This window comes from Streptomyces sp. NPDC052036, from assembly GCF_040680495.1.
Lineage (GTDB): Bacteria > Actinomycetota > Actinomycetes > Streptomycetales > Streptomycetaceae > Streptomyces.
This window is the reverse complement of record NZ_JBFAWW010000023.1, coordinates 29486-54175: the sequence shown is the minus strand read 5'-3', so window position 1 is coordinate 54175 and position 24690 is coordinate 29486. Positions and strand designations below refer to the sequence as shown.

General features: G+C 71.8%; 20 protein-coding genes. 12 read left to right on the top strand and 8 right to left on the bottom strand.

Features of this window, described 5'->3' with window-relative positions:
* Positions 1-14 precede the first annotated feature (14 nt).
* Genes AB0L95_RS27700 through AB0L95_RS27690 form a run of 3 tightly spaced genes read left to right on the top strand, consistent with a single transcriptional unit; the run spans position 15 to position 6384 of the window.
* Positions 15-1247: a glycosyl hydrolase gene (locus AB0L95_RS27700; protein WP_365165800.1), complete on the top strand. Its 1233-nt coding sequence runs from the start codon at positions 15-17 to the stop codon at positions 1245-1247.
* Positions 1248-1287: 40 nt separating this feature from the next.
* Positions 1288-3306: an endo-beta-N-acetylglucosaminidase gene (locus AB0L95_RS27695; RefSeq protein ID WP_365165797.1), complete on the top strand. Its 2019-nt coding sequence runs from the start codon at positions 1288-1290 to the stop codon at positions 3304-3306.
* Positions 3307-3363: 57 nt separating this feature from the next.
* Positions 3364-6384 (top strand): glycoside hydrolase family 38 C-terminal domain-containing protein, encoded by a 3021-nt coding sequence (locus AB0L95_RS27690; protein ID WP_365165795.1) that lies wholly within the window; start codon positions 3364-3366, stop codon positions 6382-6384.
* Here AB0L95_RS27690 and AB0L95_RS27685 read toward each other — a convergent pair.
* Complete coding sequence (locus tag AB0L95_RS27685) at positions 6329-7084, bottom strand: LysR substrate-binding domain-containing protein (protein ID WP_365165793.1); 756 nt, start codon at positions 7082-7084, stop codon at positions 6329-6331. The genes AB0L95_RS27690 and AB0L95_RS27685 overlap by 56 nt on opposite strands.
* 6 nt (positions 7085-7090) lie before the next feature.
* Between AB0L95_RS27685 and AB0L95_RS27680 the strand changes: the two genes are divergently transcribed.
* Positions 7091-8002, top strand: coding sequence for a DMT family transporter (locus AB0L95_RS27680; RefSeq protein WP_365165791.1), 912 nt, complete (start codon positions 7091-7093; stop codon positions 8000-8002).
* 169 nt (positions 8003-8171) lie between these two features.
* Here the strand turns inward: AB0L95_RS27680 and AB0L95_RS27675 are convergent, their stop codons facing one another.
* Positions 8172-8909 carry a FadR/GntR family transcriptional regulator gene (locus AB0L95_RS27675; protein ID WP_365165789.1) on the bottom strand — a complete coding sequence of 246 codons (738 nt, stop codon included), beginning with the start codon at positions 8907-8909 and terminating at the stop codon, positions 8172-8174.
* A gap of 162 nt (positions 8910-9071) precedes the next feature.
* Here AB0L95_RS27675 and AB0L95_RS27670 point away from each other — a divergent pair, with 162 nt between their 5' ends.
* From AB0L95_RS27670 to AB0L95_RS27645, 6 genes are all read left to right on the top strand, one after another.
* Positions 9072-10157 (top strand): sugar ABC transporter substrate-binding protein, encoded by a 1086-nt coding sequence (locus tag AB0L95_RS27670; protein ID WP_365165787.1) that lies wholly within the window; start codon positions 9072-9074, stop codon positions 10155-10157.
* Positions 10154-11650 carry a sugar ABC transporter ATP-binding protein gene (locus AB0L95_RS27665; protein ID WP_365165785.1) on the top strand — a complete coding sequence of 499 codons (1497 nt, stop codon included), beginning with the start codon at positions 10154-10156 and terminating at the stop codon, positions 11648-11650. Before AB0L95_RS27670 ends, AB0L95_RS27665 begins: the two co-directional genes overlap by 4 nt.
* Positions 11643-12668: an ABC transporter permease gene (locus AB0L95_RS27660; protein WP_365165783.1), complete on the top strand. Its 1026-nt coding sequence runs from the start codon at positions 11643-11645 to the stop codon at positions 12666-12668. Before AB0L95_RS27665 ends, AB0L95_RS27660 begins: the two co-directional genes overlap by 8 nt.
* 76 nt (positions 12669-12744) lie before the next feature.
* A complete protein-coding gene (locus tag AB0L95_RS27655) occupies positions 12745-14085 on the top strand; it encodes an L-fuconate dehydratase (RefSeq protein ID WP_365165781.1) in 1341 nt (446 codons plus the stop codon).
* On the top strand, positions 14082-14837 hold the full coding sequence (locus AB0L95_RS27650; protein ID WP_365165779.1) for an SDR family oxidoreductase: 756 nt from the start codon (positions 14082-14084) through the stop codon (positions 14835-14837). Before AB0L95_RS27655 ends, AB0L95_RS27650 begins: the two co-directional genes overlap by 4 nt.
* Positions 14834-15880, top strand: a complete 1047-nt coding sequence (locus AB0L95_RS27645; RefSeq protein ID WP_365165777.1) for an aldo/keto reductase — start codon at positions 14834-14836, stop codon at positions 15878-15880. Before AB0L95_RS27650 ends, AB0L95_RS27645 begins: the two co-directional genes overlap by 4 nt.
* A gap of 70 nt (positions 15881-15950) precedes the next feature.
* Here AB0L95_RS27645 and AB0L95_RS27640 read toward each other — a convergent pair whose 3' ends face one another.
* Positions 15951-17375 carry a lipase maturation factor family protein gene (locus AB0L95_RS27640; RefSeq protein ID WP_365165775.1) on the bottom strand — a complete coding sequence of 475 codons (1425 nt, stop codon included), beginning with the start codon at positions 17373-17375 and terminating at the stop codon, positions 15951-15953.
* 146 nt (positions 17376-17521) lie between these two features.
* On the opposite strand from AB0L95_RS27640, the gene AB0L95_RS27635 reads away from it, so the two are divergent.
* Positions 17522-19594 (top strand): SpoIIE family protein phosphatase, encoded by a 2073-nt coding sequence (locus tag AB0L95_RS27635; RefSeq protein WP_365165773.1) that lies wholly within the window; start codon positions 17522-17524, stop codon positions 19592-19594.
* 46 nt (positions 19595-19640) lie between these two features.
* Complete coding sequence (locus AB0L95_RS27630; RefSeq protein ID WP_365165771.1) at positions 19641-20501, top strand: DNA-formamidopyrimidine glycosylase family protein; 861 nt, start codon at positions 19641-19643, stop codon at positions 20499-20501.
* 10 nt (positions 20502-20511) lie between these two features.
* On the opposite strand, the gene AB0L95_RS27625 is transcribed toward AB0L95_RS27630, so the two are convergent.
* The 5 genes from AB0L95_RS27625 to AB0L95_RS27605 all read right to left on the bottom strand — a co-directional run bounded on the left by AB0L95_RS27625 (position 20512) and on the right by AB0L95_RS27605 (position 24666).
* Positions 20512-21180: a zf-HC2 domain-containing protein gene (locus AB0L95_RS27625; RefSeq protein WP_365165769.1), complete on the bottom strand. Its 669-nt coding sequence runs from the start codon at positions 21178-21180 to the stop codon at positions 20512-20514.
* A gap of 145 nt (positions 21181-21325) precedes the next feature.
* The gene (locus AB0L95_RS27620; protein WP_365165767.1) at positions 21326-21838 is read right to left on the bottom strand and encodes a hypothetical protein; all 513 of its coding nucleotides are present in this window, start codon (positions 21836-21838) and stop codon (positions 21326-21328) included.
* Positions 21839-21973: 135 nt separating this feature from the next.
* On the bottom strand, positions 21974-22519 hold the full coding sequence (locus tag AB0L95_RS27615) for a sigma-70 family RNA polymerase sigma factor (protein ID WP_365165765.1): 546 nt from the start codon (positions 22517-22519) through the stop codon (positions 21974-21976).
* A 97-nt stretch (positions 22520-22616) separates the two neighbouring features.
* Positions 22617-24041 carry an amino acid permease gene (locus AB0L95_RS27610; protein WP_365165763.1) on the bottom strand — a complete coding sequence of 475 codons (1425 nt, stop codon included), beginning with the start codon at positions 24039-24041 and terminating at the stop codon, positions 22617-22619.
* A gap of 163 nt (positions 24042-24204) precedes the next feature.
* Positions 24205-24666, bottom strand: coding sequence for a universal stress protein (locus AB0L95_RS27605; protein WP_365165760.1), 462 nt, complete (start codon positions 24664-24666; stop codon positions 24205-24207).
* Positions 24667-24690 lie beyond the last annotated feature (24 nt).

The window sequence follows — 24690 nt, the reverse complement described above, 5'->3', positions numbered from 1 at the left end:
TTGAAGGAACCCGCATGCCTCGTGCCGTGCGCTTCGGCGTCAACTACACCCCGAGCAAGGGATGGTTCCACCACTGGCTCGACTTCGACCTGGACTCCGTACGCGCCGACCTCGACTCGATCGCCGCGCTGGGCCTGGACCACATCAGGGTCTTCCCGCTGTGGCCCTACTTCCAGCCCAACCGCACCCTGATCCGCCCCCGCGCCGTCGAACAGCTCGTCGCGCTCGCCGACGCGGCGGCCGAACGGGGACTCGACGTCAACGTGGACGGTCTCCAAGGGCATCTGTCGAGCTTCGACTTCCTGCCCGCCTGGACACAGACCTGGCACCGGCGCAACATCTTCACCGACCCGGACGTGGTCGAGGGGGAGGCCGCCTATCTGCGGACGCTGGCCGCCGCGCTCGCCGACCGGCCGAACTTCATCGGCATGACCGTCGGCAACGAGGTCAACCAGTTCGCCGCCGGTCCGCACCCCGACCCCGACCGCATCACCCCGGAGCAGGCCGGACGGTGGCTCACCCGGCTGCTCTCCGCGTGCGCCGAGGGCGCGCCCGGCAAGCTGCATCTGCACGCGTCCTACGACGCCGCCTGGTACCAGGACGACCAGCCCTTCACCCCCGAGCACTCCGCCCGCCTCGGGGACCTCACCGCCGTGCACTCCTGGGTGTTCAACGGCACCGCCCAGCGTCACGGCCGCACCGGCACCGCCACCGAGCACCACGCCGCGTATCTCGTCGAACTGTCCAAGGCCTGGGCGGACGACCCGCAGCGCCCGGTCTGGCTCCAGGAGGTCGGCGCCCCCGCCCCGCTGATCCCCGCCGGGCACGCGGCGGCCTTCACCGAGGCGACCGTGCTGAGCGCCCTCGACTGCCCCGGCCTGTGGGGCGTGACCTGGTGGTGCTCCCATGACGTCAGCCGCGACCTCGCCGACTTCCCCGAGCTGGAGTACGGCCTCGGTCTGCTGACCAACGACCGGCGGCCCAAACCCGCCGCCCGGACGCTCGCCCGGATCACCGAGGAGCACCGGGCGCCCGAGCCCGCCCCCCGCACCACCGCGCTGGCCGTCGACACCACGGCCGGCCGCTCGGTCTGCGCCCCCGGCGGAGCCGTCTTCGAGGCCTTCGCCCTGCTGACCGCGGCCGGGGCCCGCCCCACCACCGTTCTCGCGAGCCGCGCCGACGACAAGGACCATCTCGCGGCCCGTGGCATTACCGATGTCGTCACCCCTGAACAGGTCACCGAGTAGCCCGTCCCCACACCGTCCACCCGACGAAACGGAGCACACAGTGAACCTCAGCAGACGCACGGTCCTCCTGGCCGGAGCGGCAGCGGCGCTCACCCCCGCGCTGCCCGCGCCCACCGCCTCCGCGGCGGCCCGCGACCTCCAGCCCCACGCCTCCTACTGGTACCCCGACTCGCTGCCCTCCGGCACCCCGGGCGCGGGCATCACCTGGCGCAGCCTGAAGACCTGGAGCGCCGCCACCGACGCCGACCTCGCCTTCAACGCCGCGTCCGTGCCGCTCGCCGCCCGCTTCACCCCCACCCCCGCCAACACCACCGCCCGCTCGGACCAGGCCCGTATCCAGTCCCTGGTCTCCTTCGGACCGACCTCCTCGAACCCCTCCCAAGGCGCGCCGACCGCCGACTACTACGCCCTCACCCACTGGTCCTACCTCGACGAACTGGTCTTCTGGGGCGGCTCGGCGGGGGAGGGGCTCATCCTCGCGCCCAACGCCCCGATCGTGGACGCGGCCCACCGGCACGGCGTCCCCGTCCTCGGCAACATCTTCCTGCCGCCCGTCGCCTACGGCGGACAGCTCCAGTGGACGCGGGACCTGGTCCAGCAGGACGCCGCCGGCCACTACCCGCTCGCCGCGCAGCTCGTCGCGGTCGCGCAGGCGTACGGCTTCGACGGCTGGTTCGTCAACGCCGAGACCGGCGGCGGGAACACCGCGCTCGGCACCGCCATGCTCGGCTTCGTCAAGGAGCTGAAGACGCTCGGCACGGCGAAGGGGCTCCGCGTCACCTGGTACGACGCGATGACGGTGAACGGCACGGTCTCCTGGCAGGGCGCCCTCGACAGCCAGAACCGGGCGTTCTTCCAGGCCGCCGACGCGATGTTCGTTGACTTCCGGTGGACGAAGGCCACCCTGGCCTCCTCCGGGACGCTCGCCGGCCGGCTCGACCGCAGCCGCTACGCGTTGTGGGCCGGCGTGGACGTGGAGTCCGGTGGTACGAGCACCTCGGTGAACTGGGACGCGGTCGTACCGGCCACGGGGACGCAGGTGACCTCGATCGGCTTGTACCGGCCCGAGTGGACCCGCAACCACCTGCCCGCGAACCGCACGCCCGGCGACTTCCACGCGGCCGACGACCTCTTCTGGACGGGCGCGTCCCTCGATCCGTCCCGGCCCGCCGGCACAACGGTCTGGCGGGCCCCCGCCGTCTCGGTCGCCGACCGCTCCACCGTCGGCGCCCTCCCGTTCGGGACCGTCTTCAACACCGGTCACGGGCTGAAGTGGTACGAGGACGGCCAGGTCACCTCGGACACCCCCTGGAACCACCTCGGTCTCCAGGACCGGCTGCCCTCCCGCCGCTGGGTCGTCCGCACCAGCGGCACCCGCCCCACCGTCGCCTTCGACTTCGCGGACGCCTGGCGCGGTGGCAGCAGTCTGCTGGTCTCCGGGACCCTCGACGCACCGGCCACGCTGGACCTGTACTCCACCCGGCTGCCGATCGGTCCCGGCACGGTCGTCGAGCTGACCCACCGGGTGGACGCGGGAGACCCACGGCTGGAGCTGGCCGTCGCCACCGCCGAGCCGGCCGGCCCCGGCCAGGCACCCTCGTACACCTCTTTCCCGGTCGCGGGCGGCGACGGCTGGCAGACCACGACCGTGCCGTTGACCGGCCTGAGCGGCACCCTGCGTACGCTGGGGGTACGGCTCACGGGCGGCGGCCAGGTGCGCTGGCGGCTCGGCGGACTCGCGGTCCGGGACACGGCGACCACCCCGGCCGCACCCGTCGACCTGCGGATCACCGACGCCGACGGCGGAAACCTGCGCTTCGCCTGGCAGCCGGCCCCCGGCGCGGTCCACCGGGCGGACGCATCCGACCCGCGCCACTACGAGCTGCACCGCGTCCTGCCCGACGGCACACGCCGCTTCCTCGGCGGCACCTGCCAGCGCGCCTACTACGTCGGCGGGCTCGCCCCCGAGCAGAACGAGAGCGTCGCACGGTTCGAACTGCGCGCGGTCGGGGAGCTCTACAACGTCTCGACGCCCGCCACGACCACCCACCGCTGGTGACACCCACCCATCGCTGGTGACACCGGCACCCCGCACCCTCACCCCACGGAGCACCCCATGCATGACGACCGCACCCTGGTCGAAGCCCGTCTGAGGCGCGTCCTCGACGAGCGCATCCGCCCCGCCGTGTATCCCGAGTCCGTACCGCTGACGGTGGCGGTGTGGCACGCGCCCGGCGAGCCCGTCCCCGTCGCCGAGGGCCTGGCCGCACCGGCCGAGCCGATCGCGGTGGGCGCGCGCTGGGGTGCTCCGTGGGGCACCAGTTGGTTCCGGGTGACCGGGAGGGTCCCCGAGGCCTGGGCCGGGAAGACCGTCGAGGCGCTGCTGGACCTCGGCTTCGACGAGAACATGCCCGGATTCCAGTGCGAGGGCCTGGTCTACCGACCGGACGGCACCCCGGTGAAGGGCCTCAACCCGCGCAACCAGTGGGTGCGGATCGGCTCCCCGGTCGAGGGCGGCGAGGAGGTGGACCTGCGGATCGAGGCGGCGTCCAATCCCGTCGTCCTGGACTACCACCCCTTCCTGCCCACACAACTGGGCGACAAGGAGACCGCGGGCAGCGAGCCCCAGTACCGGCTGGAGCGCATGGACCTCGCGGTCTTCGACGAGACCGTGTGGCAGCTCGTCCTCGACCTGGAGGTGCTCGGCGAGCTGATGGCGGAGCTGCCGGTGGACTCGGGACGGCGCTGGGACATCCTGCGCGCGGTGGAACGGGCGCTTGACGCGGTCGACCTCCAGGACGTCGGCGGCTCGGCGGAAGCGGCCCGGGCGCAACTGGCCGGAGTGCTGGCCGTGCCCGCCGTCCCCTCCGCCCACCGCATCAGTGCCGTCGGCCATGCGCACATCGACTCGGCGTGGCTGTGGCCGCTGCGCGAGACGGTGCGCAAGGTGGCCCGTACGACGTCCAACATGACCGCGCTCATCGAGGACGAGCCGGACTTCGTCTTCGCGATGTCACAGGCGCAGCAGTGGGCCTGGGTGAAGGAGCACCGGCCCGAGGTGTGGGCGCGGGTGAAGAAGGCCGTTGCGGAGGGCCGGTTCGTGCCGGCGGGCGGGATGTGGGTGGAGTCCGACACCAACATGCCGGGCTCCGAGGCGATGGCCCGTCAGTTCGTGCACGGCAAGCGGTTCTTCCTCGACGAGTTCGGGATCGAGAACGACGAGGCCTGGCTGCCCGACACCTTCGGCTTCGCGGCCGGGCTGCCGCAGATCATCAAGGCGGCGGGTTCCAAGTGGCTGCTGACACAGAAGATCTCCTGGAGCCGGACGAACACGTTCCCGCACCACACCTTCCTCTGGGAGGGCATCGACGGAACCCGGATCTTCACCCATTTCCCGCCGGTCGACACCTACAACTGCTCCATGAAGGGCAGCGAGATCGCCCACGCGGCACGGAACTTCAAGGACAAGGGGGCGGCCCGGCACTCGCTCGCGCCGACCGGCTGGGGCGACGGGGGCGGCGGCACGACACGGGAGATGGTGGCGAAGGCGGCGCGGCTGCGCGACCTGGAGGGCTCGGCGCGGGTGGTGTGGGAGACACCGGAGCAGTTCTTCACCCGGGCCGAGGCGGAGTACGCCCACCCGCCGGTCTGGGTGGGCGAGCTGTATCTGGAACTGCACCGTGCCACCCTGACCAGCCAGGCGAAGACCAAGCAGGGCAACCGGCGCAGCGAGCATCTGCTGCGGGAGGCCGAGCTGTGGGCCGCCACGGCCGCCGTGCGCACCGGGTTCCCCTACCCGTACGAGGAACTGGACCGCATCTGGAAGACGGTCCTGCTCCATCAGTTCCACGACATCCTGCCGGGCTCGTCGATCGCCTGGGTGCACCGGGAGGCACGGGCGACGTACGAGCGGATCGCCGCGGAGCTGACCGGGATCGTCGAGGCGGCGCAGCGGGCGCTGGCGGGCGAGGGGGCCGTGCCGCTGACGTTCAACGCGGCGCCGCACGCCCGTTCCGGGATCCCCGCGGGCGGCGCGGGCACCCCCGCCGACGCGGGCGAGGTGGCGCGCGAGCCACGGGCGGGCGGCGGCTTCGTCCTCGACAACGGACTGCTGCGGGTGGAGATCGACGGCCGGGGGCTGGTGGTGTCCGCGTACGACATCGGAGCCGGCCGCGAGACCCTCGCACCGGGACGTGTCGCGAACCTCCTCCAGCTCCACCCCGACTTCCCCAACATGTGGGACGCCTGGGACGTGGACGCCTTCTACCGGAACACGGTCACCGACCTGCTGGACGCCGAGGAGGTCGGGCCCGGCGAGGACGGCGGCTCGGTCCGGATCGTACGGTCCTTCGGCGCGTCGCATGTCACCCAGGTGCTGTCGCTGGCGCCGGGGGAGCGGCGGCTGGAGATCGACACGGAGGTGGACTGGCACGAGACGGAGAAGTTCCTGAAGCTGGCGTTCCCGCTGGACGTGCACGCCGAACGGTATGCGTCCGAGACCCAGTTCGGGCACTTCTTCCGGCCGACCCACACCAACACCTCATGGGAGGCCGCGAAGTTCGAGGCGTGCAACCACCGCTTCGTGCATCTGGAGGAGCCCGGCTGGGGAGCGGCCGTGGTGAACGACTCGACCTACGGCCACGATGTGACCCGCACGGTGCGGGAGACGGACTCCGGCACGACCACCACCGTCCGGGTCTCCCTGCTGCGCGCCCCGCGCTTCCCGGACCCGGAGACCGACCAGGGCGTCCACCGCTTCCGGCACGCCCTGGTGCCGGGCGCCACGATCGGGGACGCGGTCCGCGAGGGCTGGCGGATCAACCTGCCGGAGCGGCGGCTGAGCGGCGAGCACGCGGTCGCGCCGCTGGTGAGCGTGGCGGAGGACGCGGTGGTGCTGACGGCGGTCAAGCTGGCCGACGACGGCAGCGGTGACATCGTCGTACGCTTCCACGAGTCCCGCGGCGGCCGTACGCGCGCCACGCTCACCGCGGACTTCGACGTGGCGGCCGTGACCGCGACGGACCTCCTGGAGCGCCCGCTCGCCGGGGGAGAGCCCGCACCGGAGTGCGAGGGGAACCGGATCACGCTGCGGCTGCGCCCGTTCGAGCTGGTGACCCTGCGGCTGAAGCGGGCCTGAGCGCACCCGGGGGCACTGCGGGCTCAGCCCGTGGTGCCCCGGGCGGGGCCGTCCCGGACCCGGGACCGGGCGCGAGCGCGGCGAGGCGTTCGAGGACCTGGCGGGTGCCGGGGTACGCGCCCGTCCCCGCCCGGTGCAGGGCGTGCACGCTCCGCCGGACCGGAACCCGCAGCGGATGCACGCTCAGGCCGGGCGCCCCGGGATCGGGCAGCGCGAGACGGGGCACCAGGGCGACCCCCGCGCGACGGGCCACCAGCGCGCACAGCACGGCGAAGTCACTGGCGACCGCCACCGGCCGGGGCACGAACCCGGCGGCCCCGCAGGCCCGTTGGGCCATCTCGTGACAGGCGGTGTCGGGGCCGGGCAGCAGCCAGGGGAGGTCGGCGAAGGCGGCGAGGTCGGCGGCGGCCCCGGGCGCCAGACCCCGGTCGGCCGCCTCGGCCGGGTGGAGTACGAGATACACCGGCTCGTCGAACAGGTCGCGGCGTTCGCAGCCCGGGGGCAGCGGGCGGGGCAGCAGGCTGTAGGAGTGGGTGACCGCGATGTCCACCTCGTGCCGGGCCAGCGCGCGCTCGGCCTGTTCGGGTTCGTGCGCCACGAGGTGGACGAGCGGGGCGTCGGGGTCCGCGCTGCCCCCCGGATCGGGCCACAGCCCGGGCAGCAGGGTGCGCGCCGCCGAGGGGAAGGCGGCCACGCGCATGCTGCTGTGGGCTCCGCCTTTCCCGCCATCCGTGTGGCCCTGCACGGCTACGGGCCCGCCGAGCTGTCGTTGCTGCGTCTGGCCGTCGCCTCCGCCGCCCTGCTGGCGGTCGCTCCCGTCATGCGGGTGCGGCGCCCCGCCCGCCGGGACCTGCCGCGCATCGTCCTCGTCGGCGCGTCGGGCATGAGCGCCTACCAACTGCTCCTGAACTGGGGCGAGCTGCATGTCCCGGCCGGCACCGCCAGCCTGATCGTGGCCGTCGCCCCGGCGATCAGCGCCCTGCTCGACGCCGTCTTCCTGCGGGAACGGCTCACCGCGGCCAGGATCACCGGGTCCGGTGTCGCACTGGCGGGGGCGGCCGTGATCGCCGTGGCCGGCGGCGACACCGGCTACACCGCCGCGGCCTGGATCGTCCTGGCCGCCGCCGGTGCCCAGGCGCTGTACCACCTCGGCATCAAGCCGCTGCTGGGCGTCTACACCGGGCTCGAGGTCGCCGCGTACGCGATGGGGGCGGGTACAGCGCTGCTGCTCCCGCTCGCCCAGGCCGCCGTACGTGCCGCGGTCCACGCCCCGGTCGACGCCGGTCTCGCCGCGCTCTATCTGGGGGCGCTGCCCTCCGCCGCCGGGTTCGTCCTGTGGGGCTATGCCGTCGCCCGCCTCACCGTCACGGCCGCGACCGCCGCACTCTATCTCGTGCCCGCCGTCGCCCTCGGCGTCGCCTTCGTCTGGCTCGGCGAACGTCCGCAGACCGTCGAACTCGTCGGCGGTCTGCTCACCCTGGCGGGGGTGGCCCTGGTCGGCCGGCCGACGCGGGCCCGGCGCGACACGGGCGTCACGGCGGCCGACGGGGGAGGAGCGGCTCCGGCGCAGGAGGAGCCGCCCCGGCAGGACGGCTCCGCGCCTACGGTCCGGGCCTGACCTCGGGCGCTCTGCCGCGCCCGACGCCGGCGGCCAGGGCTGTGGCCGGGAAGGTGCGCCGGGCGTCGCGAGCCGGTGAACCTTCCCGGTCGCAGCAACGCAGTGCTGGGTCCTGTCGTCAAACTCCCGTTGTCCGCCCGGAGGGCAGGCGGGAGTTTGACGACAGGGCCTAGGTCCGGAGCTGGCTCCGCAGCCACTCCTCCACCTCGCCCACGTGCGCGGCCGCAGCCGCCCGGGCCGCCTCCGGGTCGTGGGCGACCAGGGCACGGTGGATCGCCGCGTGTTCGCGGCGGGTGCGGGCGAAGGCCCCCTCCTCCTGGTAGCCGCGCCAGACCCGGGCGCGGAAGGTGCGGGAGGACAGGCCCTCCAGCATGGCCGCCATCGTCTCGTTGCCCGCGGCGGCGGCGATCTCCCGATGGAAGGCGAGGTCGTGGGCGAGGATCTCCTCCGGGTCGTCCGTCGCGTTCATCGCCGTCAAGTGCTTCTCCACCTCGGCGAGTTGGTCGTCGGTGATCCGGGCCGCCGCGAGCGCCGTCGCCGTCGACTCCAGGATGCGCCGGACCTCCAGCAACTCGACCAGGCGCGGTCCCCGCGAGAGGTCCGCGACCACGCCGAACGTCTCCAGCAGGTCGCCGGCCTCCAGCTGGGTGACATAGATGCCCGAGCCGTGCCGGGCCTCCAGCACACCGAGGACCGTGAGCGCGCGGATCGCCTCCCGCATCGAGCTGCGTGAGATGCCCAGCCGGGCCGCCAGATCGCGTTCCGTGGGCAGCCGCTGGCCCGGCTCCAGCCCGCCGTCGGCGATCATCGCCTTGATCCGCTCGATCGCGCGCTGGGTCACCGTGCCCTTCTGCGGAGCGTTCGACACGCTCTCCGCCTCCGCCTCCGCGCTCGGGATCTCCTCCACGCCAGTCCTCCTGTCGCCGTGCGCCGCAGTCTAACCATGGAGGTGGTCAGACCACTACGGCTCGAAACTGCGAAAATTTGGCGCCACAGGGTGTTGTACGGGCTGAGTGGTCTGATAAGTATGCGGGCAACTGCTCGATCACGCTCGATGAGGAGCCGACGGATGGCTGTCAGGACAGGGCGCAACGAACGGCACGACAGGCGAATCTCCTCGTGGGCGGTGCGCGCGACGGCTGCGGCCGCCTGCGGCGCCCTGGCGCTCACGGGATGCGGCAGCACCAAGGACGACGGCGCGGCTGGCGCCGCAGGCGGCGGCAGCGGCAAGGTCGGAGTGATCCTGCCCCTGCTGACCTCGCCGTTCTGGCAGTCCTACAACGACTATGTGCCCAAGATGGCGAAGTCCGAAGGCGTCGAGGCCCTGAAGACCGTCAACTCCAACAGCGACCCCTCGCAGCAGATCACCGACATCAACAACGAACTCAACCAGGGTGTGAAGGGGCTGGTCGTCGCCCCGCTCGACAGTGCCGCCATCCAGGCCGGGCTCGACCAGGCCGAACGCAAGGGCGTCCCCGTGGTCGCCGTCGACGTGGCGCCCGACAAGGGCAAGGTCGCGATGGTCGTGCGCGCCGACAACGTCGCCTACGGCGAGAAGGCCTGCGACTACCTCGGCCGGCACGTCACCAGCGGCAAGGTCGTGCAGATCATGGGCGACCTCGCCTCCGTCAACGGCCGCGACCGCTCCGAGGCGTTCCGCGCCTGCGCCAAGAAGAAGTACCCGAAGCTGAAGGTCCTGGAGATCCCCGCCAAGTGGGAGTCCGACACCGCGGCCTCCAAGCTCGACACGCTGCTGAACGCCAACCCCGACATCAAGGGCATCTATCTCCAGGCCGGCGGCGTCTATCTCGCGCCCACGCTGCAGACCCTCAAATCCAAGAACATGCTGAAGGCGGCGGGACGGAAGGGCCATATCGCCATCGTCTCCAACGACGGCATCCCGCAGGAGTTCGACGCCATCCGCAAGGGCGAGATCGACGCCACCGTCTCGCAGCCCGCCGACGCCTACGCTCAGTACGGCATGTACTACATCAAGGCCGCGATGGAGGGGAAGACGTTCAAGCCCGGCCCCACGGACCACGGTTCGGAGATCGTCAAGCTGTCCAGCGGCATCCTGGAGGACCAGCTGCCCGCCCCGCTGGTCACCAAGGAGAACGTCGACGACCCCAAGCTCTGGGGCAACACGGTCAAATGAGCAGCCCACTCGTGCAGGCGCGGGGCATCGTCAAGCGGTACGGCCCCACGGTCGCCCTCCAGGACGGACAGCTCACCGTGCGGCCCGGCGAGTCCCACGCCCTCGTCGGCCGCAACGGCGCCGGCAAGTCCACGCTGGTGAACGTGCTCACCGGTCTCCAGGCCCCCGACGAGGGCACGGTCCACTTCGACGGCGAGCCGGCACCCCCGCTCGCCGATCGTGACGCCTGGCGCCGCAAGGTCGCCTGCGTCTATCAGAAGCCCACCGTCGTCCCCGAACTCACGGTCGCCGAGAACCTGTTCATCAACCGGCAGCCGACCGGCCGCGCCGGACTCATCAGCTGGCGCAGGCTCAAGCAGGAGGCCGCCGAGGTCCTCGGCACCTGGAACGTGCGCGTCGACCCGGAGGCCCGTACCGCCGACCTCAAGGTCGAGGACCGGCAGATGGTGGAGATTGCCCGGGCCCTCAGCTTCGGCGCCCGCTTCATCATCCTCGACGAGCCGACCGCACAGCTCGACAACCGTGAGATCGAGAGCCTGTTCACCCGTATGCGGGCGCTCCAGGACTCCGGCGTCACCTTCCTGTTCATCTCGCACCACCTCCAGGAGGTCTACGAGGTCTGCCAGACCGTCACGGTCCTGCGCGACGCCCGCTGGATCACCACCGCCCCGGTCGCCGACCTCCCGCGCGCGGCCCTCGTGGAGGCCATGGCGGGGGAGGCCGTCGTCGAACGGACGGCGAGCGCACGGGATACCGTGGCCGACGACGCACCACTGGCCCTGGACACCCGCGGGCTCACCGGACAGGCCTACGAGGACATCGACCTCACCGTCCGCCACGGCGAGGTCGTGGGGCTGGCCGGCTCCAGTGGCAGCGGAAAGATCGAACTCGCCGAGACCCTCGCCGGGCTGCACACCCCCACCGGAGGCACGGCTCGGCTCGACGGCAGACCGCTCCCGTTCGGCGACGTGGGGGCCGCGCTCGCGGCGGGCGTCGGCTGTGTGCCCCGTGACCGGCACGAACAGGGACTCGTGTCCGCGATGACCGTCGGGGACAACGCCACCCTGAGCGTCCTGGGCCGCCTCGGCCGGTACGGGTTCGTCGGCACCCGGCGCAGGCGCGGCTTCGCCACCGAGCTGATCGAGCGCCTCGACATCCACGCCGAGGGCCCCGACCAGCCCGTGTCCGACCTCTCCGGAGGCAACGCGCAGAAGGTCGTCATGGCCCGCGCCCTCGCCTCCGACCCGCGGCTGCTCGTCCTCATCAACCCCACCGCGGGCGTCGACGTGAAGTCCAAGGAGTCGCTGCTCGCGCGGATGGACAGTGCCCGGGAGGACGGCACCGCCGTGCTCGTCGTCTCGGACGAACTCGACGACCTGCGGCGCTGCGACCGCGTCCTCGTCCTCTTCCACGGCCGGATCGTCGCCGAGCACCCGGCGGGCTGGCACGACCACGAGCTGATCGCCTCCATCGAAGGAGTGGACCATGGCTGACACCAAGGCCCCGCCGCTCACCCCCGTCCCGGTGCCCGACGCCCGTTCGGCCAAGGCCGTCCTGCTCCGCCGGGCCCGCGAACTTGCCCTGGTCCCCGCCCTGTTGCTGCTGATGGTGCTGGGCGCGTTCGTCAACGACTCGTTTCTCACCGAACGCAACATCATCTCGATCCTCGGCGCCTCCGCGGCCCTCGCGATGGTCGTGCTCGCCGAGTCGCTCGTGCTGATCACCGGCAAGTTCGACCTGTCGCTGGAGTCCGTGGTCGGCATCGCGCCGGCGGTGGGCGCCCTGCTCGTGCTGCCCGCCGCCGAGTCCGGCTGGGGTACCGAACTGCCCGCCGCGCTCGCCCTCGTCGCGATCCTCGTCGTCGGCGCGGCCATCGGCGCCTTCAACGGCGTCCTCGTGGTGAAGTTCAAGCTGAACGCCTTCATCGTCACCCTCGCGATGCTGATCGTGCTGCGCGGTCTGCTGGTCGGCGCCACCAAGGGCAAGACCCTCTTCGGGATGCCCGACGCGTTCTTCACCCTGGCCACCACGACCTTCCTGCGCGTCCCGCTGTCCGTGTGGCTCGCGGCACTGGCCTTCGCCGTCACCGGCCTCGTGCTGCGCTACCACCGCGTCGGCCGCGCCCTGTACGCCATCGGCGGCAACGCGGACGCCGCCCGCGCGGCCGGCATCCGCGTCGAGCGCGTGATGCTCGGCGTGTTCGTCGTGGCCGGCTGCCTGGCCTCCGTCGGCGGCATCATGCAGACGGGCTACGTCGGCGCGATCAGCGCCAACCAGGGCAACAACATGATCTTCACGGTGTTCGCGGCCGCGGTCATCGGCGGCATCAGCCTCGACGGGGGCAAGGGCACGATGTTCGGCGCCCTGACCGGTGTGCTCCTCCTGGGCGTCGTACAGAACCTGCTCACCCTCGCCCAGGTCCCTTCGTTCTGGATCCAGGCCATCTACGGCGGAATCATCCTGGTCGCCCTCATGATCGCCCGGGTGACGACGGGCCGTGCCCAGGACTGACCCGACCCACCGTCATAGGCGCCGTACGACGTGCGACCCCGTGTACGACCCCGTGTCCCGGACCGAAAGGCCTCCCGTGTCCCCAACTGCCGCCCGTATCAACGCGGTCGACACCTTCGACATCCGTTTCCCCACCTCGCGCGAGCTCGACGGCTCCGACGCGATGAACCCCGACCCCGACTACTCGGCCGCCTACCTCGTGCTGCGCACGGACGCCGCGGACGGCCTGGAGGGACACGGGTTCACCTTCACCATCGGGCGGGGCAACGACGTCCAGGTCGCGGCGATCGAGGCACTGCGCGGACACGTGGTCGGCAGAGCCGTCGACGAGGTCTGCGACAACCCGGGGTCGGTCTTCCACGCCCTGATCTCCGACAGCCAGCTGCGCTGGCTGGGGCCCGAGAAGGGCGTGATGCACATGGCGATCGGGGCCGTCGCCAACGCGGTGTGGGACATGGCCGCCAAGCGTGCGGGCAAGCCCCTGTGGCGACTGCTCGCGGAGGCCGAACCGGAGTGGCTGGTCCGCCAGATCGACTTCCGCTACATCACCGACGCGCTCACCCCGCAGGAGGCCCTGGAGCTGTTGCGGCGCGGCAAGGAGGGCGCCCCGGAACGCACCGGCCGACTGCTGGCCCAGGGCTACCCCGCCTACACCACCTCCCCGGGCTGGCTGGGCTACAGCGACGACAAGCTCACCCGGCTGGCGGTGCAGGCCGTCGCGGACGGCTTCCGGCAGATCAAGCTGAAGGTGGGCGCGGACCTCGCCGACGACATGCGGCGCTGCCGTGCGGCGCGGTCGGCCGTCGGCCCCGACATCCGGATCGCCGTCGACGCCAACCAGCGCTGGAACGTCGACGAGGCGATCACCTGGACCCGGGCGCTCGCCGCGTTCGAGCCGTACTGGATCGAGGAGCCCACCAGCCCCGACGACGTGCTCGGCCACGCCGCGATCCGCGAGGCCGTGGCCCCGGTGAAGGTCGCCACCGGCGAGCATGTGCAGAACCGCATCGTCTTCAAACAGCTCCTCCAAGCCGGTGCCATCGACGTCCTCCAGATCGACGCGGCCCGCGTCGGCGGTGTGAACGAGAACCTCGCGATCCTGCTGCTGGCCGCGAAGTTCGGGGTGCCGGTGTGCCCCCACGCGGGCGGGGTCGGGCTCTGCGAACTCGTCCAGCATCTGTCGATGTTCGACTTCGTCGCACTCTCGGGCACCACCGACGACCGGGTCATCGAGTACGTGGACCATCTGCACGAGCACTTCCTCGACCCGGTGGTGATCAGCGAGGGTCACTACACGGCACCCACCGCGCCGGGCTTCTCGGCGGCGATGCGGCCCGACTCCCTCGCGCGGTACACGTTCCCCGGCGGTGCCTTCTGGGCCGCCGACCTCGACCAGAAGAAGGGGCATGCGGCATGAGCGACTTCGAGGGCCTTTCGGCCCTGGTGACCGGCGGAGCCTCCGGCATCGGACGAGCCACCGCGGATCTGCTGGCGGCGCGCGGTGCCCGGGTGGCCGTCCTGGACCTCGACCCCTCCTCGGTCGGCAAACCGCTGCTCGGGTACCGGGCCGACGTCACCGACGACGCCTCCGTGCGCACGGCGGTGAGCGAGGCCGCAGCCGACCTCGGGGGCCTCGACATCCTCGTCAACAACGCGGGCATCGGAGCCCAGGGCACCGTCGAGGACAACGACGACGACGCCTGGCACCGGGTGCTCGACGTCAATGTCCTCGGCATCGTCCGTACGACCCGTGCGGCACTGCCGCAGTTGCGCGCCTCCGCCCACGCCGCGATCGTCAACACCTGCTCCATCGCGGCCACGGCCGGGCTGCCGCAGCGGGCCCTGTACAGCGCGAGCAAGGGTGCCGTTCTGTCGCTGACCCTCGCCATGGCCGCCGACCACGTCCGCGAGGGGATCCGCGTCAACTGCGTCAACCCCGGCACCGTCGACACCCCCTGGGTCGGCCGGCTGCTGGACGCGGCGCCCGACCCGGGCGCCGAACGCGCGGCCCTGGAGGCCCGCCAGCCCACCGGCCGGCTGGTCACCGCCGCCGAGGTCGCGGGCGCCATCGCCTATCTGGCGAGCCCCCTGTCCGGCGCCACCACCGGTACCGCCCTCGCCGTGGACGGCGGGATGCAGGGCCTGCGGCTGCGCCCGGCCGGCCGGTGAACCGCCTCGGCGGAAGCGGGGTCGAGGTCAGCGCACTGGCCTTCGGCGCCGCCGGCATCGGCAACCTCTACTCCGAGGTGAGCGGGGAGCAGGCGTACGAGGCGGTCCAGGCCGCCTGGCAGAGCGGTGTCCGCGCCTTCGACACCGCCCCCCACTACGGACTCGGCCTGTCCGAACGCCGCCTCGGCGCGGCCCTGCGCGCGTACCCCCGCACCGCGTACACCCTCTCCACCAAGGTGGGCCGCGTCCTGGAGCCCACCACCGGGGGCGGCGACGACCTGGCCAACGGCTTCGCCGTACCCGCCACCCACCGGCGCGTCTGGGACTTCAGCGCGGACGGCGTACGGCGCAGCCTGGCGGACAGCCTGGAACGGCTGGGCCTGGACCGGGTGGACGTCGTCTACCTCCACGACCCGGACGACCACGCCGAACAGGCCTTCCGCGAGGGCTATCCGGCGCTGGAGAAGCTGCGCGGCGAGGGCGTGGTGGGCGCGATCGGCGCGGGCATGAACCAGACGGCGATGCTCACCCGGTTCGTCCGCGAGACCGATGTGGACGTGGTGCTCTGCGCGGGCCGCTACACCCTGCTCGACCAGAGCGCGCTGACCGACCTGCTGCCCGCGGCCGTCGAACGCGGGGTGTCGGTCGTCATCGGGGGAGCCTTCAACTCCGGCCTGCTGGCCGATCCAAGGCCGGGCGCCACCTACAACTACGCGACGGCGCCACAGCAGTTGCTCGACCGCGCCCTGCGGATCCAGGCCCTCGCCGCACGGCACGGCACCACGGTGCGGGCCGCGGCGCTGGCCTTCTGCGCCGCCCACCCCGCCGTCGCGAGCGTGCTCGTGGGAACCCGCTCGGCGGCCGAGGTCCGCGACTGCGCCGAACAGTTCGCGGCCACCGTACCGGCGGGATTCTGGCAGGAACTCAGGGACGCGGACCTCCTGCCGCCCGAGGCACCCGTCCCCGCGCAGGATCCGTCGCACGGGCCGGTGACCGGGCCGCGGGGCAGCGGGCCAGCCCAGGGAGCCGAGGAGAGGCCGTGAGAGTCGGCCCTGCCGTGCACCTCGGCGCCGACGAGCGCGCGCAGGTCCTCGAGGGCACCGCGCGGCGTGTCTACCGCCTCTGAGTCATCGGGGCGGCCAGCCGTGTCGGCGGCAGGTACTCGCGGACATACGTCCGGTGCCAGCACGCCCCCGTCTCCCGCAGTTCGCGCCAGGTGGTGTACCGGTAGCGGTACAGACCGGCCCGTACGAAGCGCGGCGGCGCGTCCGGGGGGAACGGGGAGCGCCGCAGCAGCCGTAGCGTGTCCGGGTCGTTCTCCAGGAGACGTTCCACCAGGCCGCCGAACCAGGACCCCGCGTACGCGGGGGAGAGCGCCGCGAACCACATCAGCCAGTCGAGCCGCAGATGGTACGGGGCGAACTGGCGTGGCCAGCGCCGCGGATCGCCCGGCTTGCCCTTGAACTCGTACTCCCGCCAGTCGGAGTCCTCGCGCGGCACATCGTCCGCCGTGCCCTCGACCACGACCTCGTAGCGCGTCCGGCTCACGCTGCCGAACGCCCCGTAGGTGTTGACGAGATGCAGCGGGTCGAAGGAGCGGTTCATGATCTGGCCGCGGGAGATCATATTCCGTACGGGGTGGTAGCTGAGGCACACCAGACCCGCGGCGACCACCAGCACCAGGACCTCGTACCACAGCGGCGGCCCGGACACCGCGGGGGCGCCGGCGGGGTACCGGACCGCCGACAGGGCCAGCACGATCGTGATCCAGTTCAGCCAGGAGAAGTTGCCGGACAGCACCAGCCACAACTGGGTCACGATCATCAGGGACGCGGCGGCCGTCGCGATCGGCTGCGGGGTGAACAGCAGCACCGGGACGATCAGCTGGGTGACATGGTTGGCCGCCACCTCCACCCGGTGCAGCGGCTTCGGCAGATGGTGGAAGAACCAGCTCAGCGGACCCGGCATGGGCTGGGTCTCATGGTGAAAGTCCAGACAGGTCAGCCGCCGCCAGCAGGTGTCACCGCGGATCTTGATGAGCCCGGCGCCGAACTCCACCCGGAACAGGATCCAGCGCAGCAGGAACAGTACGAGGACCGGCGGGGCGATCTCGTCGTTGCCCAGGAACACCGCCAGGAAGCCGACCTCCAGCAGCAAGGACTCCCAGCCGAACGAGTACCAGGTCTGGCCCACGTTGACGATCGACAGATACAGCGCCCAGGGGATCAGCCACAGCACCATCCCGGCCCAGAGCGGCACCTGCGAGTCGAGCCCGGCCAGCAGCGCCGCCGACACCGCGCACCCCGCCCACGACCAGGCGGCGAAGAAGCGGTCCGAGTAGTGGAAGTGGAAGACGCTGGGTGCCTGCCGGCAGGAGACCCGGGCGACGAAACGCGGCACCGGCAGCATCCCGCGCTCTCCCGTCAGCGCACGGAACTGGAGGGCCGCGGTGAGGAAGGCGACGAGGTACACGACCGCCAGAGCCCGCTGGAAGACCAGCCGGCTCAGCCAGTACTCCGGTGCGACGAACCAGTCCACGGCGAGGGCTCCTCTCCCTCCAGTGTGACCCCGGTACCCCGCTCGGGCCGGTGGGACGCGCACGGCGCGCGGGCGGCCCTCCCGCATCCCCCGCCCGGCCCCGGACAGGACTCGAAGATTCGCGCAATCCCTGGCATGGTGGCTCCATGGCTGAGCGGGGAGCGAGCGCGCCGGCACTCCCGGAGAACTGGCCGGTCCACCCGGACCCGATCCTGGCGCTCAATCGCATGGGCAGCTTCGACTGGGACCTCGACACCGGACTCATCCACATGGACGCCCAGGCCCACGAGATCTTCGAGCTGCGCCCGGAGGAGTTCGACGGCCGGGTCACGACGCTCGCGGAACGGGTCCCGCGGCACGAGATCCATCGCCTCGACGCCCTGATCGCCCGGGCCATCAAGGACGGCAGCGAGAACTACGGCGCCTACTTCCGCCTCCGCTGCCGCGACGGCACCCTGCGCTGGACCCACACCCAGGGCTACATCCGGCGGGACGAGACGGGCCGGCCGCGCCGTATCGTCGGCATAGTCCGCGACGCCACCCAGGAACTGCGCGACAGCCGGGCGCGCGCCGACCAGGTCCTGCAGGACGAGGCCCTGCGCCAGCAGACGAACGTCGTCCAGAACGTCACCGCGGCGCTCGCCCACGCCCGAACCGTCCAGGACGTCATCGATGTCCTCAACGAATGCCATGGACTCGCCCACCTGGGCGCCGCCAGCCTGGTCGTGGGCCTCGTGGAGGCCGGCCGCATCCGGCTGGTCGCCGAGGGGCCGGCGGCCGCCTCCGTGCCGGGCACCAAGATCACCCGCCTTGACGAGCCGTACCCGATGAGCGAGGTGGTGCGCACCCTGTGCCCCCGGTTCATCGAGTCGCCGCAGGAGTTCGCCCAGCACTACCCGATCCTGTGGCCGCACCTCACGGACCTGCGCATCACCGCGGCCGCCTATCTGCCGCTGATCGTGCAGGCACGCCCCATCGGCGCGATGGGACTGCTCTACGACGACCGGCGCGGCTTCTCTCCTGAGGAGCGCAACGTCCTCCTCGCCCTGGGCAGCAGCATCGCCCAGTGCCTCCAGCGCGCCATGTTCTACGAGCAGGAGAAAGACCTCGCGCAGGGCCTCCAGCAGGCGATGCTGCCGCGCTCCATCCCCAGCGTGCCCGGCGCCGACGTCGCCGTCCGCTACCGTGCGGCATCGTTCGGCCGGGACATCGGCGGCGACTGGTACGACCTGATCCCGCTGCCCAGCGGCCGGGTCGGCGCGGTCATCGGCGACGTCCAGGGCCATGACACGCACGCGGCCGCCGTCATGGGCCAGCTGCGGATCGTGCTGCGCGCGTACGCCGCCGAGGGCCACAACCCGGCCACGGTGATGGCGCGGGCCTCGGTCTTCCTCCAGGAACTCGACACCCAGCGCTTCGCGACCTGCCTCTACGCCGAGGCCGATCTGTCCACCGGGGTGGTGCAGCTGGTCCGGGCCGGCCATATCGACCCGATGCTGCGGTCGAGCCAGGGGTTCTGCCGGCCGCTGCCCGTCGAGGGCGGGCTGCCCCTCGGCCTGTCCGCCGAGTTCGGCCTGCTCGCCTACCCCGTCACCACGGTCGAGCTGGAACCGGGCCAGGCCCTGCTGCTGTGCACCGACGGTCTGGTCGAGAAGCCTGGCACCGACCTCTGCGAGGGCGTGCAGACCCTGCGGAACCTGGTCTGCAGCGGCCCGGACGATGTGCAGGACCTCGCCGACCTGCTCATCGACGCGGCCGCGGAACGTGGCGGAGAGGATGACGTGGCCCTGTTGCTGCTGCGGCGCGGGGGACTGACCCAACGCTCCGGGGGCCGGCAGCAGCAGCTTGTCGCGCCGGGCGACCCGGAGGCACTCGTCGGTGCCCGCCGTATGATCCGCACCGCCGTCCGCTCCTGGGGCGCCGGTGAGCGGTCCGACGAGATCGAACTCGTCGCCGACGAACTGATCACCAACGTCCTCATGCACACCGACGGCTCGGCGATCGCCACCCTGCGGATCATCACCGGCCACGACCGCAGGCTGCGGGTCGAGGTCGAGGACTCCTCCAGCGCCCTGCCCCGCCGCCGGGACGCGGGCCGCTGGGGTACCTCGGGCCGGGGTCTGCTGCTCGTCGACCAGCTCACGGACGCGTGGGGCGTGGAGTCGCGCGGCGGCGGCAAGGTCGTCTGGGCCGAGTTCAAGGTCGCGCCGCGCCGCTGAGCCGGGCACGGGGCGCGACGCCTGCGGCCGGTGGCACCCTGGACACATGCCGGAACTGCCCGAGGTCGAGGCCCTGAAGGACTTCCTGACCGACCATGCCGTCGGCCATGAGGTCGTCCGGGTGCTGCCCGTCGCGATCAGTGTCCTCAAGACGTACGACCCGCCCGTCACCGCCGTCGAGGGCCACGAGATCACGGGCGCGCGCCGCTACGGCAAGTTCCTGGACCTTCAGACCGATGGCCTGCACCTCGTCACCCATCTGGCCCGCGCGGGCTGGCTCCAGTGGCGCGACCGTCTGCCCGACGGGCCGCCCCGCCCCGGCAAGGGCCCCCTCGCCCTGCGGGTCGCACTGGAGACGGGTGCGGGCTTCGACCTGACGGAGGCCGGCACCCAGAAGCGACTCGCGGTGTACGTCGTCCGGGATCCTCAGGAGGTACCAGGAGTGGCCCGCCTGGGGCCGGATCCGCTGGCCGACGACTTCGACGAGCGGCATCTCGCGCGGCTCCTGACGGGCGAGCGCCGGCAGATCAAGGGTGCGCTGCGCGACCAGAGCCTGATCGCGGGTGTCGGCAACGCCTACAGCGACGAGATCCTGCACGCGGCGAAGATGTCCCCGTTCAAGCTGGCGTCGTCGCTGTCGCCCGAGGAGATCCGACGTCTGTACGAGGCACTGCGCACCACGCTCATGGAGGCGGTCGAGCGCTCACGGGGTCTGGCGGCCGGGCGGCTGAAGGCGGAGAAGAAGAGCGGCCTCAGGGTCCACGGCCGCACCGGAGAGCCCTGCCCGGTATGTGGCGACACCATCCGCGAGGTGTCCTTCAGCGACTCCGCGCTGCAGTACTGCCCGACGTGCCAGACCGGCGGGAAGCCGCTCGCGGACCGCAGGATGTCACGGCTGCTGAAGTAGCCGCCGACGGTCACCCGGACTTCAGCGTGACCAGGTGCTTCCCGTCCTCGGTCCGCACCTCGTAGTGGTCGATCTGCCCCGAGGTGAGGGCCGCGCCGCCCTGCACGGTGGTTGCCGCGCCGTCGTCCGAGGGCACCATCCAGCTCGTCACCGTCTGCTCCGAGCCGTCCTTGCCGACCGCGACGAGCCGGCAGGGGTGCGGCCCCGACTTGTCCTTGACCGTCACCGCGATCTGGCTGCCCCAGACCCGGTCCTGGGTGTCGATCTTCGCCCACACCCCCGTGTCCGGGTCGGTCGCGGTCATGGCCGCGGCGGCCTCAGGGACCGTCGACGAGCCGTGCTGGCCGACGAGCATCGCCAGCGAGGCCCCGCCGACTGCGAACACCACGGACGCCGCGAGCGCGTACAGCCGGCGCTTGCGCCGGGTGCGGTGCTTGTTCGACACCTCGTCCAGCAGCCGCTCCAGCATGCGCGGCCCGGGGGCCGCGAAGGGGTGCACCGACCGCGGGGTCGCCCGCCGGTACAGCATCAACTGTCGTGCAGCGGGCCCGAACTCGGTCACATGTGCTGTACAACTGGGGCATTCCATGAGGTGGTCCTCGAAGCGGAAGGCTTCCGCCTCGTCCAGCACGCCGAGCGCGTAGGCGCCGACGTCGCGATGGCTTTCCAGGGACCTCATACCAAATCCTCATGCCGGTGGGCGGGGTGGGGGATGGTGCTGTTGTTGCCCACCGGTACGGACCAGGCGCCCGAATCACTCAAGGCCGTTACCGAATCGCGGCCAAGACATTCGGAGCCGTCGGCCCCGCGGATTGGTCCAGTGCTCAAAAAAGATGGATGGCGAGATGTCCCAGGGGGAGTCCGAGCTGCCAGGCGGGCGTCCAGACCTGGGGTCCGTCGTCCTCACCGGTCACCAGGGAGCCGGGCACCGAGTCCAGGTCAGGGGCGAGCAGCTCGGTCTCCTCCAGCCAGCGCCAGGCCGCGGAGGCGAGGTCCAGGTCCGGTGCCGGGCCGCCCGACCGGGCCGCCTCGGCGGCCAGCTGCGCCATCCGCTCCCGCACCCAGTCCTCCCACGGCTGGTCGTACGCCGTCAGCGAAAGCCAGGTCTCCATCTGGGAGACGACCCGGATGCCGGGCAGCTCGCCGCCGGTGTCGGACAGGAAGATGGTCAGTGCCAGGGCGTCGCGCCCGGCACGGAACTCGAAGGACGTGGGCGGCATGAGATCGCCGGTCCGCAGCAGCTCGTCCGCGATGTACTCGGCGTACAACCACGCCATCGGGACGGCCAGATCACCGCCGCCGGTGCCGTCCGTGCTCTCTTGACCTCTGTGCAGCATCCCTTCCTGCCTTCCTCCGGTGCGTGCGCGTCGCCCGATCCCGGGCCCCGGTTCGGAACACGGATGAGGCAAGCTGATTGCTCAACCATGGTCCGCAGCAAGGCGCTTTACGGAGGTTTGACTCAGCCTTCGGTTTCACCGCAGGTCGGCCGCGTATCCCGGAAGAACTCTGCGCAGAGCGCGTAGCGCGTAGTATGCGCGGGACTTCACCGTACCGGGCGGAATCCCCAGGGCCCGGGCGGCCTCCGCCACACTCGCCCCGCGGAAATACACCTGCACCAGGACTTCCCGGTGCTCGGGAGTGAGTGTCTTCACAGCCTCCCGCACATCGAGCGTCGCGGCGGACCGCTCCGCGTGGTCCGCGACAACACGGGCGCCCTCCGGCACGCCGTCCCCGACCTCGGCGGGACGCGCCTGGCGGGCCCGCCGCGCGTCGATGGCCAGACGCCGGCCGACGGTCAGCAGCCAGGGGCGCACGGAGTCGAATTCATGCGCGCGGAGCGCTTCGGGGTGTTGCCAGGCGCGCACGAACGTCTCCTGCAACAGATCCTCGGCGCGCTGCCGGTCGCCGTCGCAGAGCCTGAGCAGCAGCGCGAAGAGGGGCCGCCCGTGCTCGCGCTGCAGTGCGGCCAGCTCGTGCTCGGCGGTCGTCCCGGGGGGAGTGCTGGTTGCGGCCGTCATGGCCGTATGGCAACGCGGTCCGCGCCCCCTGGACAGGGTGCGCGCCGCACCGTGCGGTGGACGGTCGCTGTTCGTCGGTGAACGGTCCGGCGAGCGGTCAGGAGGGGCCGCCCGGCCTCGCCAGCGCCGAGCGCCGGTACGAGTACCCGAAGTAGACGGCCTGGCCGATCACGAACCACACCGCGAACCGCACCCAGGTCTGCCACTGCAGAAACGTGATCAGCCAGATCGAGAAGACCACTCCGAGGGCCGGTACGTACGGCATCCACGGGGTGCGGAAGGTACGCGTCAGATCCGGCCGCCGGTAGCGCAGCACGATGACCGCCGTGCACACCACCACGAACGCCAACAGGATCCCGATGTTGGTGAGTTCGGCCGCCTCCCCGATCGGCAGGAATCCGGCGATGACGGCCGACGCGCCCCCGACGATCCAGGTCACGCGGGTCGGCACATGGCGGGTCGGATGCGTCTTCGCGAACCACCGCGGCAGCAGTCCGTCCCGGGACATCGAGAACCACACCCGGGTGACCCCGAGCATGAACGTGAACATCACCGTGAGGATGCCGATGATCGCGCCGACCGCGATGACGTCGGCGAGTCCGCTCAGGCCGACCGCCTTGAACGCGGTGGCGAAGCCGCTCTCCTTGTCGATGTCCCGATAGCTCTGCATGCCGGTGAGGACCAGACAGGCCGCCACGTACAGCACCATGGAGATCGCCAGCGAGTAGACGATCGCCCTCGGCATATGGCGCTGCGCGTCCTTCGACTCCTCGGCCGCGGTCGACATGGCGTCGTAGCCGAACACCGCGAAGAAGACGGTGGCCGCACCGGTGAACGCGCCGCCGACGCCGTACGGGAAGAACGGGTGGTAGTGGGCGCTGTCGATGTGGAACACGCCGACGCCGATCACCAGCAGGACGACGAGGACCTTCAGGGCCACCACGAACGTCTCGAAGCGGGCCGCGTTGCGGATGCCGAGGTTCAGCAGATACGCGATCAGCAGGCACAGTACGACGGCGAACAGATCGACCCGGTGCCCGGCTCCCGTGCCGGGCGCGCCCAGCATCCAGGCCGGCAGATGCGCTCCCGTCTCGCCGACCAGGAAGCCGAAGTAGCCGGAGATGCCGATGGCGACCACGGCCACGATCGCCGTGTACTCCAGCAACAGGTCCCAGCCGATGAACCAGCCGGCGTACTCGCCGAGCACCGCGTAGCCATAGGTGTATGCCGAGCCCGCAGTCGGGATGAGCCCCGCGAACTCGGCGTAGGACAGCGCGGCGGCCGCGCTCGCCACGCCGGCGATCAGGAAGGACACGAGAACCGCGGGCCCTGCCGTGCCGTTCGCGACCGTGCCGGCGAGGGTGAAGATGCCGGCGCCGATGATCCCGCCGACGCCGATCGCGGTGAGCTGCCACAGGCCGAGCGAGCGCTCCAGCCCGGTGCCCTCGCGGGCTTCCGTCTCCTCGATGCGCTCGATGGGTTTGCGGCGGAGAATCCCTTCGCCCATCCTGAGCCTGGCCATGAGCCTCACCTCTTCGCGGCGGCGATCGACTGACCGCGGATCATGATGGCGCAGGGCCGACGAGGACGGAAGACCGCGCGCACAGGGCTGTGGCGGCGACCGGGTGGCTTCCTGCCGTCCGCCGGCGGGGGTGCCGGGCCGTGTGCCCCCGGAATCGGTTGTCCTACGGAACGACGGTGACGGGCCAGCGCCCCGCCTTCACCAGCCGGATCGCCACCGAGCCGATGATCCGGTGGCCGGCCTGCTCGGACGCGCCGACCACGACCGCGTCCGCCTTGAGCTCGTCGGCCGCCTTCACCAGGCCGTTGTAGGGGTCACCGCGGAAGGTGTGGAACTCCCAGCGCACCTCGAATATGCCCTTCACCCGCTCGGTGGCCTCACGGATATAGGTGACGACGTCCTCCGCGATCTGGTCCGTCGTCTCGGCCACCGGTACCCCGAACGCCGCCCCCGCCGCCATCACGGGCTGCACGTACACGATCGCGAGCAGCGCGCGCTGCCGCCGTGCCAGACCCCCGGCGTACGCTGCCGCCCGGAGCGAGGAGTCGGAGCCGTCCACGCCGACGACGATGACCTTGGGCCCGTCAGTGCCCCGCTCGAACCCTTGCGCGTGCTGTTCCGTCACTCTGTGAGGCTATCGGAATCTACC

Excerpts from the sequence above, each read along its gene's own strand:
- AB0L95_RS27700 (WP_365165800.1), top strand. The coding sequence starts at position 15 with ATGCCTCGTGCCGTGCGCTTCGGCGTCAACTACACCCCGAGCAAGGGA.
- AB0L95_RS27690 (WP_365165795.1), top strand. The coding sequence starts at position 3,364 with ATGCATGACGACCGCACCCTGGTCGAAGCCCGTCTGAGGCGCGTCCTC.
- AB0L95_RS27685 (WP_365165793.1), bottom strand. The coding sequence starts at position 7,084 with ATGCGCGTGGCCGCCTTCCCCTCGGCGGCGCGCACCCTGCTGCCCGGG.
- AB0L95_RS27670 (WP_365165787.1), top strand. The coding sequence starts at position 9,072 with ATGGCTGTCAGGACAGGGCGCAACGAACGGCACGACAGGCGAATCTCC.
- AB0L95_RS27665 (WP_365165785.1), top strand. The coding sequence starts at position 10,154 with ATGAGCAGCCCACTCGTGCAGGCGCGGGGCATCGTCAAGCGGTACGGC.
- AB0L95_RS27660 (WP_365165783.1), top strand. The coding sequence starts at position 11,643 with ATGGCTGACACCAAGGCCCCGCCGCTCACCCCCGTCCCGGTGCCCGAC.
- AB0L95_RS27650 (WP_365165779.1), top strand. The coding sequence starts at position 14,082 with ATGAGCGACTTCGAGGGCCTTTCGGCCCTGGTGACCGGCGGAGCCTCC.
- AB0L95_RS27635 (WP_365165773.1), top strand. The coding sequence starts at position 17,522 with ATGGCTGAGCGGGGAGCGAGCGCGCCGGCACTCCCGGAGAACTGGCCG.
- AB0L95_RS27630 (WP_365165771.1), top strand. The coding sequence starts at position 19,641 with ATGCCGGAACTGCCCGAGGTCGAGGCCCTGAAGGACTTCCTGACCGAC.
- AB0L95_RS27625 (WP_365165769.1), bottom strand. The coding sequence starts at position 21,180 with ATGAGGTCCCTGGAAAGCCATCGCGACGTCGGCGCCTACGCGCTCGGC.
- AB0L95_RS27620 (WP_365165767.1), bottom strand. The coding sequence starts at position 21,838 with ATGCTGCACAGAGGTCAAGAGAGCACGGACGGCACCGGCGGCGGTGAT.
- AB0L95_RS27615 (WP_365165765.1), bottom strand. The coding sequence starts at position 22,519 with ATGACGGCCGCAACCAGCACTCCCCCCGGGACGACCGCCGAGCACGAG.
- AB0L95_RS27610 (WP_365165763.1), bottom strand. The coding sequence starts at position 24,041 with ATGGCCAGGCTCAGGATGGGCGAAGGGATTCTCCGCCGCAAACCCATC.